12 protein-coding genes are annotated in these 13,462 nt (G+C 70.0%); 5 read left to right on the forward strand and 7 right to left on the reverse strand.

Translation table 11 applies throughout. From position 1 onward, the window contains the following. Positions 1 to 9: 9 nt before the first annotated feature. The 5 genes from UA74_RS21010 to UA74_RS21030 form a co-directional block, all read right to left on the reverse strand. Positions 10 to 246 carry a hypothetical protein gene (locus UA74_RS21010; protein WP_075741793.1) on the reverse strand — a complete coding sequence of 79 codons (237 nt, stop codon included), beginning with the start codon at positions 244 to 246 and terminating at the stop codon, positions 10 to 12. Further along, complete coding sequence (locus tag UA74_RS21015) at positions 243 to 683, reverse strand: MarR family winged helix-turn-helix transcriptional regulator (RefSeq protein ID WP_075741794.1); 441 nt, start codon at positions 681 to 683, stop codon at positions 243 to 245. Before UA74_RS21015 ends, UA74_RS21010 begins: the two co-directional genes overlap by 4 nt. Beyond that, positions 680 to 925 (reverse strand): hypothetical protein, encoded by a 246-nt coding sequence (locus tag UA74_RS21020; RefSeq protein ID WP_075741795.1) that lies wholly within the window; start codon positions 923 to 925, stop codon positions 680 to 682. Before UA74_RS21020 ends, UA74_RS21015 begins: the two co-directional genes overlap by 4 nt. Positions 926 to 1,103: 178 nt before the next feature. Then, on the reverse strand, positions 1,104 to 2,021 hold the full coding sequence (locus UA74_RS21025; protein WP_075741796.1) for an endonuclease/exonuclease/phosphatase family protein: 918 nt from the start codon (positions 2,019 to 2,021) through the stop codon (positions 1,104 to 1,106). Between the two features lie 306 nt (positions 2,022 to 2,327). Further along, positions 2,328 to 2,564: a hypothetical protein gene (locus UA74_RS21030; RefSeq protein ID WP_157434351.1), complete on the reverse strand. Its 237-nt coding sequence runs from the start codon at positions 2,562 to 2,564 to the stop codon at positions 2,328 to 2,330. Between the two features lie 945 nt (positions 2,565 to 3,509). Here UA74_RS21030 and UA74_RS21040 point away from each other — a divergent pair. Then, on the forward strand, positions 3,510 to 4,361 hold the full coding sequence (locus UA74_RS21040; RefSeq protein ID WP_198042803.1) for a helix-turn-helix domain-containing protein: 852 nt from the start codon (positions 3,510 to 3,512) through the stop codon (positions 4,359 to 4,361). A gap of 18 nt (positions 4,362 to 4,379) precedes the next feature. After that, positions 4,380 to 4,571: a DUF397 domain-containing protein gene (locus UA74_RS21045; protein ID WP_075741800.1), complete on the forward strand. Its 192-nt coding sequence runs from the start codon at positions 4,380 to 4,382 to the stop codon at positions 4,569 to 4,571. 213 nt (positions 4,572 to 4,784) lie between these two features. On the opposite strand, the gene UA74_RS21050 is transcribed toward UA74_RS21045, so the two are convergent. Further along, positions 4,785 to 5,750 carry a phosphotransferase family protein gene (locus tag UA74_RS21050; RefSeq protein ID WP_075766272.1) on the reverse strand — a complete coding sequence of 322 codons (966 nt, stop codon included), beginning with the start codon at positions 5,748 to 5,750 and terminating at the stop codon, positions 4,785 to 4,787. A gap of 575 nt (positions 5,751 to 6,325) precedes the next feature. Here UA74_RS21050 and UA74_RS21060 point away from each other — a divergent pair. Continuing rightward, positions 6,326 to 7,012 (forward strand): TetR/AcrR family transcriptional regulator, encoded by a 687-nt coding sequence (locus tag UA74_RS21060; RefSeq protein ID WP_232237356.1) that lies wholly within the window; start codon positions 6,326 to 6,328, stop codon positions 7,010 to 7,012. Positions 7,013 to 7,151: 139 nt separating this feature from the next. Here UA74_RS21060 and UA74_RS21065 read toward each other — a convergent pair whose 3' ends face one another. Next, the gene (locus tag UA74_RS21065; RefSeq protein WP_083683438.1) at positions 7,152 to 8,483 is read right to left on the reverse strand and encodes a MarR family transcriptional regulator; all 1,332 of its coding nucleotides are present in this window, start codon (positions 8,481 to 8,483) and stop codon (positions 7,152 to 7,154) included. A 104-nt stretch (positions 8,484 to 8,587) separates the two neighbouring features. On the opposite strand from UA74_RS21065, the gene UA74_RS21070 reads away from it, so the two are divergent. Beyond that, positions 8,588 to 11,707: an efflux RND transporter permease subunit gene (locus UA74_RS21070; RefSeq protein ID WP_075765290.1), complete on the forward strand. Its 3,120-nt coding sequence runs from the start codon at positions 8,588 to 8,590 to the stop codon at positions 11,705 to 11,707. A 477-nt stretch (positions 11,708 to 12,184) separates the two neighbouring features. Beyond that, a complete protein-coding gene (locus UA74_RS21075) occupies positions 12,185 to 12,958 on the forward strand; it encodes a DUF4097 family beta strand repeat-containing protein (protein WP_075765292.1) in 774 nt (257 codons plus the stop codon). The last annotated feature ends 504 nt before the right edge of the window (positions 12,959 to 13,462 follow it).

Below are 13,462 nucleotides of genomic sequence, written 5' to 3' on the forward strand. Positions count from 1 at the left end.
CCTCTCTCTTTACTGCACCTCCCCGACCGTGGCGACGTCGCCGCACAGCGTGCGAAGTACTGCGAGTGCTCCGGTGGCCTGTTCATAACGGCGCAACGTCGGCGTGCCGACCAGGGAGACCGGTCCGTCGATCCCGGCGGCGATGGGGGCCAGTGTGCTGATGATCTCGGTGGCGGCGGCACGGGCGGTGGCGGTGGCGGTGTTCTGAGTGTGCTGGAGTGCAGAGGGGAGGTCGACGCGGGTCACGGTGGGAGTCCTCCGGGGTTGCTGGTCGGTGTCTCGCGGATGCGGGTCGCGAGGGCGATGAAGAGTCGGCGTTCGTCGTCGGGAAGGTGTCCGATGCGTTGGGCGAGGAAGCTGCGGATCGGGCGTTGCACGGACCGGGTGCGGTCTCTGCCGTTGAGGGTGAGCGCGCAGTCCTGGTGGTCGGGATCGGTGAGGAGGAGGCCCTTGTCCTGCAGTGCGCGCACTGTGGCGGTCAGGGTGTTCTCGGGTACGGGGACGGAGAAGCGCAGGAGCCCCAGCGAGCAGCGGCCGAACTCTCGGTCCACTGAGGACAGGATCATGTACTCGGTGACGGAGAGGTCGGCATCCGACAGCGTCGCCGCCACGCCGTCTTCGAGGAGGGTGGTGAGTTGGAACAGCAGTCGCCACATCCGATCGGCGTCCGTCAGTCTGTTCACCGCTCACCGGCCGCAGCCCTGGTGCTGGCGAGCAGGCGATCGAGGTAGTTCGTGGCGTCATCGAGTCGTCGGGTCAGGCTCGTGGGGCTGGCACCGACCGGGGCGGGGGTCGTTCCGGTGAGCTGCGCAGGCAGCGTGAGGGCGTGGGCGATCCTGACCTGGCGTTCGGCGTCACCTCGGGGGGTGGTGGCGGTGGTGCGCCACCGTCGTTGCCGCCTGCGTCGTCGGTTGGCCGTGCCCATGGTCACTCCTCGATGGTGAAACGGACCTGTTCGGTACGAGGTGGCACGGACGCGCGGGCTGGTATCGCGCGCCCGTGCCACCCCTGATGACCGGCCGATCCCGTCGGGGGTCGGTGATCGACCGGCCGCCCCGAAGACACCACCGTGTCGCGCGCGGTGCCGTCTGCGGGGAGTCGGATCAGCCGGTGCCCGCGCCGGTCAGTTGATCGGCGTCGGTACGGGGTTGGGCGGTGCGAGTCGGGGCGAGGTCCCAGGCCGCCGTCACGTAGTCGTGGTCGGAGACGGCCTCGGCATCCGACGGCCGGTGCACCTGATACGAGCCGGGCACGAGCGCGCCGGGAGTGGCGTAGGAGGCCATGATCCGGTCGATGCGCATCGAACAGTTCTGCTCGTGCGTCGTGGGTGTCGGATCGTCGGCCAGCTCGCCGAAGTCCCGGAACTGCAGGTCGTGGCGCAAGTAGTCAAGCTGGGCGGTGTCGACGACCCACCGCCCGGACGTGGTGTCGTAACGGCCCTTCTGCAGCGGCTTCCACCACGATCCGCGCTCGAGATGCGCGGCGCCCCAGTCGGCCGGGCGGATGTCCTTCTCCCACGAGCTGGTGGCGTTGAAGTCCCCGGCGATGATCGTGGGCTTCACCGACCGCTCGGTCAAGATCGCGGCCTGCCGGTCGAACTCGGCCCGGCCGGCGCCGCCGGGCCAGTGGATCGACGACAACCACATCGGCACGCCGAGCACCCGAGCACGGAGGAATCCGGCCACCGAGTAACCGGTGTCGGCCACCATCGGGTCGTGCCACTGCACGGGCTCCACGACATCCGAACTCACCAACAGCATCGAGTGGTTCTTCCGTCCGACGCGCTGAGAATAGAACGGCAGATAACGAGCCGAGCCGCCGAGGAGTTCCGACAGTCGGTTGGTCGCCTCCCACAAAGGCCGCTCCCCGTCACGGCGGTACTGAGGACACTCCCCGAGCATCAACACATCCACCGGATGTCGAGCAATCGTCTCGATCAACGGACCAAGCTCGATACGGCCGTCCTCCCGCAACCCGCCGTTCTCGTAGTTGAACGTACCGATGCGGACGACACCACTCATAACGTTCCTTTCTTCGATGAACCCGAGGGGCGGTGGTGCGGGCGGTCGTATACCGCCCGCACCACCTCGTGACCCGACCTACGCGGTATCCCGCGCCGGGAGTGGATCGGGCCACCCGTCCCGCGCGGCGTGCTCCGCGCGGGACGGGAGTTCAGAGACCGGCACCGCCTGGTGCGGGTATCTCCTCGGATGACAGCGACTCGCCCAGACACGCCCCGCACACCGGAACCAGACCGACGATCAGCTGCCGATCCAGACACAACCCCGCTTCCGGAACGGTGTCCTGCGTGAACCACGGCCACCCGCTCACCGGACAACCGCCAACGGCGGGCGGGCGAGGTGCCCAGGCACGCCGACATCCGCCAGACAGTCAGTACACGGCTGATCCTCGTAGTAGAGGTCGACCAGCGGATTCCGGTTCATCGGAACGAACAACGCCGCAGGGGCACAGACCGGCCGGACGCGACCGCCGTCCCAGTCGGCATCGGCCAGGTGGGTATCCCCCATCCGCACCGACTGAACGAACCACGCCAGCCCGTTCACGACCCCGCTCCCGTCGGGAAGCACGTGCGGCACGACGGGAACCTGCTGTACTCCTCGGCGGGCTCGACCGCACACCCGCATATCGACACCGCCGAATCCCGATAATCCGGATCACGCCGATGCTCGATCCGCCGAAACCGACCCACCCACCGAACAACCGTCGGAACCGGCTGCTCCGACTCGTCCACCGGCCAGTCCGGTGCCTCCACCGCCGTCACAAGACCACCGCCTCGGAGGCGACAGCGGCGGCGCGCTGCGGAACCCCACCGGTCAGCACCGACCGGTCCACGGTCCACGACCCGGTAGCCCGTGATCGGCACTCCGCCTCGCGAATCCGCGCCCAATCTCGACGTGACGGCGGGCGGCGCCGGGGATGCCGCACACGCCACCGGGAGGCGATATCACACACGGCGATTACCAGAAGCGCCAAGCCGGCGCCCATCAGGACGAGCAAGACCTGGCTGCCCTGATTGCTCGGGTACTCCATGGCTAGGATCGCCACGGAGTGTGATGCGAAGGCCATTCCTTCGCTCCTCTCCATTGTGAGGGGCTGGGCCGACCGGCCAGTCGGCCCAGCGCTCCCTCTTCTCCCAGTGCTTTTCGTTGTGTTGACTACGACCGCGCGCCAAGAGCCGCAGGCAGTGATGACTCCCGCTTGCCTCCAGTGCCAACGATCGGTGGCTTCCTAGACGACCGCCGCAGAGCCGTGGCAGATGCATCAGAGCCTCGGGCTGCGGAACAGTGCCCTGCGATGCCCGAGTGGTGATCGTTCGAGGGGCATCTCCACCGTCTTCCGCGTGCCAGTCTCAACCCAACCTCCGCGAGCCGTAGGAAGTGAGCGTACAAGTTACATGTAGGATTTACGATGACTCTTTTGGGTGACTTGTGTGGTCGGTGTTGGCGATAGGGTCACCTGACACATCAGGAACCGCGCAGGAGATGCAGATGTCGCTTGGTCCCACAGCTCGCCGACGAAGGCTCGGGTCGTTGCTCACGGAGGTGCGAACTGCGGCGCACCGCAGCGTCCAAGACGCTGCCGACCAGTTGGACTGTTCGGAAGGAAAGATCCGCAACTGGGAGACTGGCCGCTCCGGAATCAAGAAGGTCGAGCTGAGCGCCCTACTGGACTACTACGGAGCGCCTGAGGATGTCCGGGGTCAGCTCGAAGAGCTCCGACGCGAAGGCGCAAAGCGCGGATGGTGGTCGACGTACCGCCTACCTGATTGGTTCAAGCCCTATGTCGGTCTCGAACAGGCAGCGTCAGAAGTGCGGAACTTCGAGATCGAACTTGTCCCAGGGCTGCTCCAAACTGAGGCTTACGCTCGGGAGATCCACTCGACCGGTCGGCACATCACCGACCCTGCCGACATCGACAAGCGTGTTGCGGCGCGGATGGCACGACAACAACGGCTGACAGCGGAGCCGCCACTAGAGCTCCGAGCCGTCGTCGCTGAGGCCGCACTACACCGCCGCGTCGGCAGTGCCGACGTCATGGCGGAGCAGCTCGATCATCTGATCGCGCTGAGCAAGCTGCCGAACGTGATCGTCCAGGTCTTGACCTATGAAGCAGGCACCCATCCGAGCATGACTGGCGGGTTCACCGTGCTGTCGTTCGCTGAGCCGACCGACCCCGACGTCGGCTTCGCGGACAACCCGCTGGGCGGGCATGTCATCGATGAGGCAGCCGACGTAGCGGCCCTGAACATCATGTTCGATGAGCTTCGGAGTCTCGCTCTACCGACGCAGGACTCACTGCGGCTCGTGACTACGATTCATGGTGAACACGCATCCCGCTGAGAGTGGAAGGAGACGGCATTGGCACGCTTGAAGCACTGGCGAACCAGCAGCCGCAGCGGCAACGGCGGCCAGTGCGTCGAGATCGGCCACGCTCCCGGCCTCGTCGGCATCCGCGACACCAAGAACCGCGACGGCGGCACACTCGTCGTGCACCAGGCGGCCTTCGACGCGCTGCTACACACGCTCAAGAGCGGCCGGGCTGTTCGCTGAACACGCTTTGAGGAGCCCTTCCCCGCCACCGGGCGGGGAAGGCCCCACAACCTCGCACGATTCCCGCAGGTAAGCGGGCATTATCCTGAGTACCGTCTGTCGGAACTCGACGTCGGTCACGCTCGCCCGGCTGCCGCCGCGCCGACGGCGGCGGGTCCGGCTGTAGTCCAGGCAGCTCGCCCGAGGTCGTCGCGCCGCACTGACGGCGGACGGTCAGCCCTCGCCCACCAGATCGGTCAGGCCGCCTGCGAACGGCAGGGCCCGCCACTGGTCAACGCCCTCCTTCACGGCATCGACGAGCATGGGCAACTCCGGCGAGAGCGCGAGGCACGCGATCGTCCTGGACATGCCGACGGCGTTGACGAAACGCAGCATGCGCTCGTCCAACGGACGCAGGCCCCGACTCCGGGCGGCCTCGTCGTACGCGGACTCGGACTCGGGCCCGAAGGCCGCCAGGTCCCATTCGACCGGCCCGAGGGTGACCAGTTCGAAGTCGGAGTACAGCACGCCGTCCGTGGTGGCGACGATGTTGTACGCGGGTGCGTCGCCGTGGATCGGCTGAAGATCGATTCCGGGGAAGGCCGCCTCGAACTCGGCACGGGAGCTGACCAGTGGTTCCAGGATCGCCCACTCCCGCCGCGCGCGGTCGAGATCGGCGGCGTCGATGAGGTCGGGCCGGGTCGCCAGATCCGTCAGCGCGTCGCGCACCATCCTCGGTTCGGCCGCCGACAGGAAGGGCAACTCGCCCGGATAGTCGCGCAGCGCCGCGTGCAGGTCGGGGACCAGGCGCGCGTTGTCGACATAGTCGGGCACTGCGCTCTCGTCGATCGCGACGAGCTGCCAGAACGTCATCGAGAAGCCGTTCCGGCGCACGGGCTCTCGCGGGACGAGCGGGCTGGGCGGGATCACCGGGGTGCCCTGCTCCGCGAGCCAGGCCACCACGTCGAGTTCGATCTGCTGCCGCGCCGACTGGATGTCGAGATCGGCGGAGGGCGGCAGGACGACGGGCACCCGGACCACCACCGGAGCAGGCGCCAGGTGCACGACGACGGAGAACATGTCGTGGAGCACGACCGGTTCGGTCACCGTGAGTCCGAGGTCCCGGCCTGCGGCGACCGCGGCGGCGACGGCCCTCGACGTGCGGTCGGCAAGCTGCTCGGGCGTCATGACTCCTGGCATGGCGGGCATCGTGCCACGGCGGGCAGCACCGCGCGACGGATTAATCGTTCTCCCCTGCCTCTTCCCCGCGTCGCCGGGGGCCGGCGCACCGGAGGTCGAGTGCGTCCCGGAGTCGCAGGCGCCCAGCCCCGAAACCCGCCCCGCTGATCGAGGTCGCGGGCGGCAGGAGAGTGCGTCGCCTGCCGCAGGCGGGTCGTCGAAGCGGCCCGGACCACCGCGCGACGCCGCCGAGGCCCGGCCGCCTCCGGACCGTCTCGGGTGCGCCGAGGCTCCCGACCGCGACCGGGAGAAGAGGGTCCGTCGACGTCCGGTGGATCGCGCCCGCCGCCCGCTGCCCGCACGACACGGCAGGCCGGACCCGCTCGTTCCCGCGGGCCCGCTCGCCGTCGCAGCAGGGTCGCATCCGCGCCGTCGATGCGGTCCGAGAGATCGTCTTCGCTGGTCACGACTTCGATCCTGCGTTCGATGCCCGCCTCGCCCGCACCATGGACGGCGGACGAGCGCGGGGCGGCAGCCGTCGCGACCTCCGATCGCCGAGACCGGGTCCGCAGCGAGACCTGGCGTAGGGTAAGCGCATGTCCCGGCCGACACCGACCCCTGGGCACGGCATGGACGGCCTCGACGGGCCCGATGCCACTCCCGCGAACTCCCTTGCCGAGACGAGGCGGGGTGAAGCGGGGCGTCCGGCTCCACGACGTCGGACGCGCGAGCGAGCCGACGCGGCACGCAACCGTGCTCGGGTGCTCGCCGCCGCCGAACGACTGTTCTCGACCTCCCGCGCCGACCCCGTGACCATGGGCGAGATCGCGTTGGAGGCGGGTGTCGGCCGCGCCACGCTGTACCGCAGATTTCCCGATCCGGCCTCCATCGCGGTCGCCCTGCTCGACGAGCACGAGCAGGCGCTACGAGACCGATTGTCGACCGGCGAGCCGCCGTTGGGGCCGGGTGCGCCGCCTGCCGAACGGCTGGCCGCCTTCTACGCGGCGATGATCGACATCCTGGAACGTCATCTGTACCTGGTGTTGGGCGCGGAGGCGGGCACGGCCCGCTTCGAGGCATGGTCCTACGAGTCGTGGCGGGCCCATGTGCGCGGGCTGCTCGTCGACGCCGACGCGGCAGACCCGGACGCCACGACGGACTCCCTCCTCGCCCCGATCGCCCCCGAGGTCTATCAACACCAACGACACCAGCAGGGAATCAGTCAGCAGCGGATCACCCAGGCGTTGGGACGTCTCGCCCGGCAGGCGCTGGCCAGGCGCTGACGTCCTGAGTGGACGGTGATCCCGGCTGATCACCGGCGGCCAGGCCGCAGGCCGCCGCAGGACACGGCAGGCCGATCCGCACAGAACACGGCGGGCTCCTCCACCGAGCCGACGGGATCGGGCCGAGGGACGGCGCCGGTCAGCCGCAGGCGGGAGACGCGAGCAGGGCGGCCGCCGAGTGGACGGTCAGCGTCGCGGGCTGCCCGGTCGCGGAGGCTGCCGCCGTCTGAATCCCGGCGGGCCCGTCGGCGACCAGCACGGTGAAGGACTCCGGAGTCGGGAGCGCGGCGGCGTGCGGCGGGCCTGTTCTCCGGCCCAGACTCAGGACGGCGGGCGGGGCGCCGGGGCCGCTCACCACGACCTGGTCCATCGGCATCGTCAGCCCCACACCCACCGCCTTGAGGACGGCCTCCTTCCGGGTCCAGTACCCGGTGACCAGCTCAGCCCGCTCCGCAGGACTCGCCTCGTCGACCCTGGCCCGTTCCCGGGGCGCCAGCGCCGAGTCCATCAGCGGCCCCCACTGCCGCCCGCTCCTCGGGGGCTCGGCGTCGATCCCGATCGGAGCCGAGGTCGACAGGGCGACCACCGCCCACTCCCCCGCATAGGCCAGCGAGAACTCCAGTCCGCTCCCGGGCCCGACGGCGCGGGGCTTGCCGTGCGGACCGCCGCAGTGTCCGCAGTGTCGGGCGAAGCGCAGTTCCCCGGCGGGCAGGCCGGTGTGCACGGCGAGCAGCGTCCGGACCAGCGCCCGGCCCAGGAGATAGCGCCGCCGATCCTCCGCTCTTCGCAGGGCGTGATACCGGCCGGTCTCCTCGACGTCGAGCAGACCGGTCGCCGTGGCGCCGACATCGGCGGTCGTCGCCCACCAGAGCTGCACCTCGCCGTCGGCGGGGGCGGGCACGCCGACTCCGACGGCGCCGTGCCGAGGCGAACTCGGCTCCGGCCGCCCTCGGATCAGACCGCCACCCCGGTGCGCGGGGGCGGTTCGAGGCAGGTCGGCGTCCGGCGGGACCCGGCCCGCGGCGGCGAGCAGGGCGGCCGCGCCCCGCTCGACGGCACGGAGTTCCTCGACGGAGAGCTGGGCGAGGAGAACCTGACGATGGTCACGGCCCGCAGTGGCGATCTCGTCCAGAAGGGTGACACCTGCCGGTGTGAGTGACAAACGTCGGACCCGTCGGTCCCGAGTGTCGGTGACCCGGCTGACCAGTCCCCTGTCGAGCAGCCGGTCGATCATGCCCGTCGCGGTGGCCAGGCTGACGCCGAGCTGATCCGCCAGGGCGTGCCCGGCGACGCCTCCCTCGATCGCCAGGCAGAGCAGCACCCGAAACTGCTGCATGGTGATCCCGCTGTCCAGCAGCGGATGCGATCTGACTCGGACGGCCCCCCGCATGAGGTCGTCGTGATGCCGTTCGACGGCGTCGATCAGCCGGTGCCGTTCCTCGTCGATCCGCACCGGGCGATCCTGCCCCATCGACCCGGTTCTCCACGAACTCCGGGGTGCGGGTAAATATTATGCGTGAAGCTAACTATTCACCCGTTCACCTCCTGATCATCACCCGACCGGAGGAACCACCCGTGACCTGGCTTGCTCGCCTCAGCCTGGCCAACCGAGCCCTGGTCGCACTGGCATCGGTGCTCATCCTGGGCTTCGGCGTCTTCGCGACCACCTCACTCAGACAAGAGCTCATCCCTTCGATGGAGATCCCGGTCGCCGCCGTGGTCGCCCCGTACCCCGGCGCCGCACCCCAGGTGGTGGAGGACCAGGTCACCGAACCGCTGGAGACGGCGGCGACCGGCGTCCGAGGCGTGGTCGGCACGTCGGCGACCAGCAGCGGCGGAATGTCGGTGGTCAACGTCGAACTGGAGTTCGGCACCGACCTGAGCGGCGCCCAAACCGATCTCCAGCAGGCGGTGAACCGGGTCGCGAACGGACTTCCCGACGCGGTCACGCCGACCGTCATGACCGGCAGCGTCGACGACCTGCCGGTGCTCCAGCTCTCGGCCGCCTCGGCCGCCGACGAGCAGGACGCCGCCGCGCTGCTGCGCGACGAGGTCGTCCCGCTGCTGGAGGGCGTCGCCGGAGTCCGCGAGGTGAGTCTCACCGGTGTGGCCGATCAGGTGGTCACCATCGACGTGGACTCCGCCGCCCTGGCCGCACAGGGCATCCCACTGCCGTCGGTCCTCCAGGCCCTGCAGGCGGCGGGCGCGAGCGTGCCCGCCGGGACGCTCACCCAGAACGGCGAGACCCTCTCGGTGTCCGTGGGCGCACCCGTCGACACGGTGGCCGATCTACCGGAGATCCGACTTCCGCTGACGGACGGCGGCTCCGCGCGGCTGGCCGACATCGCCGAGGTGACCAGCGCCCCTGCGGACGCCACCGGCTACTCGCGCACCGACGGGCTGCCCAGCATCGGCATCGGCGTGACCAAGACGCCAGAGGGCAACACCGTCGAGATCTCCGAGCAGGTCCGCGAGCTGCTTCCCGAGATCGAGCGGCTGCTCGGCGAGTCCGGTCAGGTCACGGTCGTCTTCGACCAGGCGCCGTTCATCGAGCAGTCGATCCATGACCTCACGGTCGAAGGGGCCCTCGGCCTCGTCTTCGCCATCGTGATCATCCTGCTGTTCCTGCTCTCCCTGCGTTCGACGCTGGTCACCGCGGTGTCCATCCCGATGTCGGTGCTCATCGCCCTGATCAGCCTCTACGTCACCGACTACTCGCTGAACATCCTCACCCTCGGCGCGCTCACGGCGGCCGTCGGGCGGGTGGTGGACGACTCGATCGTCGTCATCGAGAACATCAAACGACATCTCGGCTACGGCGAGCCCAAACGGCAGGCGATCCTCACCGCAGTCCGTGAGGTGGCAGGCGCCATCACCGCGTCGACCATCGCCACCGTCGCGGTGTTCCTGCCGATCGCGGTGGTCGGCGGCCAGGTCGGCGAGCTGTTCCGGCCCTTCGCCGTCACCGTGTCCGTCGCGCTGCTCGCCTCGCTGCTGGTCTCGCTGACGATCGTGCCGGTGCTGGCGTACTGGTTCCTCAAGGACCGCCGCGAGGCAGGCGAGGGCGAGCCCGACGAGGCGGCCATCCGGGAGAAGGAGGAGCGCAGCCCGCTCCAGCGCACCTACCTACCGGTGCTGCGTGGTGCGCTGGCGCATCCGGTCATCACCCTCGTCATCGCCGTCGGACTGCTCGGTGGCACGCTAGCCCTGGTGCCGCAGCTCCAGACCAACTTCCTCGGCGACAGCGGTCAGAACACCCTGTCGGTCCGGCAGGAGCTGCCCCCCGGCGCGAGCCTGGAGACCGCCGACGCGGCGGCCCGGCAGGTGGAGGACGTGCTGGCCGACACCGACTCGGTCGAGGGGTATCAGGCCTCGATCGGCTCGCAGGGCGGCATGGCCGCCTCCTTCGGCATGGGCGGGTCCTCGGGAACCACGACCTTCTCCGTGACCACCGACTCCGAAGCCGATCAGGCGGCGGTGCAGTCCGAGCTGCGGGAGCGGCTGGCCGAGCTGTCGGACGCGGGCGAGATCACCGTCGACGCGGGCGGCATGGGCTTCGGCGGAGCGAGCGGGCTGGCGGTGATCGTCAGCGGCGACGACGAGGCCGACCTGGCCGACACCGCGACCCGGGTGACGGAGCTGGTCGCCGACACTCCCGGCGCCACCGACGTCAGCAACAACCTCGCCGTGGAGGCGCCCTCGGTCGAGGTGACCGTCGACCGGGAGGCCGCCGCAGCCATCGGCATGGATGAGGCGACGGTGGGCCCGGTGGTGGCGGGCGCGATGCGCGGCACGCCTGCGGGGAACCTGACACTCGACGGCACCCGACAGGACATCGTGGTGCGCAGCGGGGCGGCGCCTGCCGACGTGGCGGCGCTGCGCGAGTTCCCGCTGGGCGGCGGACCCGCCGGAGCGATCACGCTGGGCGACATCGCCACCGTGGAGGAGGTTTCCGAGGCCACCAGCATCACCCGTCAGGACGGACAGCGGAGTGCGACGGTGACCGCGAGCCTCGCGGCGGAGGACCTGGGCAGCGTCAACACCGAGTTGCAGACCCGGATCGACGAGCTCGACGTGCCACCCGGCATCGAGGTAGCGATCGGTGGTGTGAGCGCCGATCAGGACGAGGCCTTCGCCGATCTGGGCCTGGCGCTGCTGCTGGCCGTCGCCATCGTCTACGTGGTGATGGTCGCGACGTTCCGCAGCCTGCTCCAGCCGCTGCTGCTGCTGGTGTCCATCCCGTTCGCCGCGACCGGCGCGCTGGGCCTGCTGGTGATCACGGGCACTCCGCTCGGCGTCCCCGCGCTGATCGGGATGCTGATGCTGATCGGCATCGTCGTCACCAACGCCATCGTGTTGATCGACCTGGTCAACCAGGTCCGTCAACAGGGCCGATCCGTCGCCGAGTCGATCATCGAGGGCTCGCGGCAACGACTGCGGCCGATCCTGATGACGGCGCTGGCGACGATCTGCGCGCTGGTGCCGATGTCCCTGGGCATCACCGGCGGCGGGGTGTTCATCTCGCAGCCGCTGGCGATCGTCGTCATCGGTGGTCTGTTCTCCTCGACGCTGCTGACGCTGGTGCTGGTCCCGGTGCTGTACTCGCTCACCGAGCGGGCCAGGGCCGCGATCGGCGGCCGGTCCCGCAGGAGCAGGACCGCCGCCGAGAGTGCGGCGAGCCCGTCGGCGGACTGAGCCGAGCCGAGCCGGGCCCGTCTGCTAGTCGTCGACCAGCGGGCGGGCCCGTCGTCATGTCTGGAGCAGGTCCACCAGGCCGCGTCACGGCCGGGCGGCAGGGGCTGGTCAGCGGCGAGAGGCCAGACCTGCCGGCCGGCCAGGTGCGAACACCTCGGCGCACGAGCACCTTGGGTGCACGGACCTCGATGCCGGATCTCCACGCCGGGGGCGTCGATGCCGGATGTCGGACGCCATTCGGACGGCTCCGAAGGCCCACCGCTCGGACCCGAGGCGCGGTCGTCGACCGGTCACCGGGCCCGTCGGCGATCAACCTCGACGATCTTTCCGCTCGTTAGACTGACACCTGTTCGACGGGGACTCGGCGCGGCGGGCTCGTCGCCGCGACTCCGAGTCACCGAAGACCGAGTCCGCCCGGCCGAACCGGTCGGCTGCACGTCCGACGACACCCGGCCCGCCCAGCCCCGGAGGACCCTCGTGATCACGCCCCGTCGCCGCAGGCTCCGCACGCTGCTCGCCTCGGGCGGCGCGCTGCTGGGCATCACCGTCCTGTCCGGTTGCGCGGACGTCGTGGACGCGGCGGACCCCGAGATCCGAGGCTTCGGCCCGGCCGCCGAGCACCTCGTCATCTCCGTATCCGACGTCGAGCACCTGGATGTGCGGTCCGCCGACGTCGACGAGATCGAGGTGACGCGCTGGTTCGCGGGATCGTCGTTCATGGGCAGCACCGATGCGATCTGGGAACTCGACGAGGACAGGCTCACGCTGGCCACCGACTGCTCGCCCTTCGTCATCGGCCGGTGTGACGCCCGGTACGAGGTCCGGGTGCCCAGTGGGGTGAACGTGACGATCGAGGGCGACAGCGGGGAGGTCAGCGCGTCGGGCTTCGATACAGACCTGACGATCACCACCAGCAGCGGCCGAATCCTCATCGACGACGTCGGCGGGGCGCTCGCCCTGTCGACCGAGAGCGGCGAGCTGCGGGGCGCCGGAATCAGGTCGAGCCAGGCGGACGTGACCTCGGCGAGCGGTGAGGTCGAGCTGTTCTTCGCCGAGGCACCCGAGGAGCTGACGACGACGGCACAGAGCGGCGAGGTGACGATCGTGGTGCCCCTCGCCCCGTACCGGGTCACGACCACGACGGGCAGCGGCAACGTGACCACCCAGGTCCCGACCGACCCGAACGGACCGCACTCGATCACGGTGGAGACCGACAGCGGGGAGATCACGGTGACCTCCGTCGGCAGCTGAGTCCGAGCACCTGACCAGCGAGATCTCTTCCCCACCCGACAGGCGGCCCCGGCAGATGACCGAGGAGCCCCTGCGAGCACGGCGACGCGGCCGCCCGAGCGCAAACCACGGGCGGTGCCGGGTCACGTGCTCCTGATCTGCCTCCTGCCTGCGCACCGCCGACGAAGCCGACGGCCGCACCGGGTGAGCAGGGCACGCCGAGACGTCAGATCCGACCGACCGTGTCTGCATGCCTCCCCGTGGTGTCCCGACGAGGGCGGCCTGCGAGTTCGTTCGTTCGGGTGGTCGCCCGGGGCTCCGGTTGACGTCCGTTCCCACCACTCACAGCATTGGCCACGGCTCCGGCGCAGACGCGGCGCGCCGCCGGATCGGCAGCGGGCGGCTGACCTGGGATTCGGAACCGACGCACTCGCCTCGGACGGCCGGGGCACACTCGCCACGTCCGGCGCAGACGCGGCCGCCCGCGAAGCGCCGGATCGGCGGCGGGGTGGGCCTGGGGCGGTG

It is taken from the genome of Actinoalloteichus fjordicus (assembly GCF_001941625.1).
Classification (GTDB): domain Bacteria; phylum Actinomycetota; class Actinomycetes; order Mycobacteriales; family Pseudonocardiaceae; genus Actinoalloteichus_A; species Actinoalloteichus_A fjordicus.

Bases quoted from the DNA above. Each gene is read 5' to 3' on its own strand.
- UA74_RS21020 (WP_075741795.1), bottom strand. From the start codon at position 925: ATGGGCACGGCCAACCGACGACGCAGGCGGCAACGACGGTGGCGCACC.
- UA74_RS21025 (WP_075741796.1), bottom strand. From the start codon at position 2,021: ATGAGTGGTGTCGTCCGCATCGGTACGTTCAACTACGAGAACGGCGGG.
- UA74_RS21040 (WP_198042803.1), top strand. From the start codon at position 3,510: ATGTCGCTTGGTCCCACAGCTCGCCGACGAAGGCTCGGGTCGTTGCTC.
- UA74_RS21050 (WP_075766272.1), bottom strand. From the start codon at position 5,750: ATGCCAGGAGTCATGACGCCCGAGCAGCTTGCCGACCGCACGTCGAGG.
- UA74_RS21060 (WP_232237356.1), top strand. From the start codon at position 6,326: ATGTCCCGGCCGACACCGACCCCTGGGCACGGCATGGACGGCCTCGAC.
- UA74_RS21065 (WP_083683438.1), bottom strand. From the start codon at position 8,483: ATGGGGCAGGATCGCCCGGTGCGGATCGACGAGGAACGGCACCGGCTG.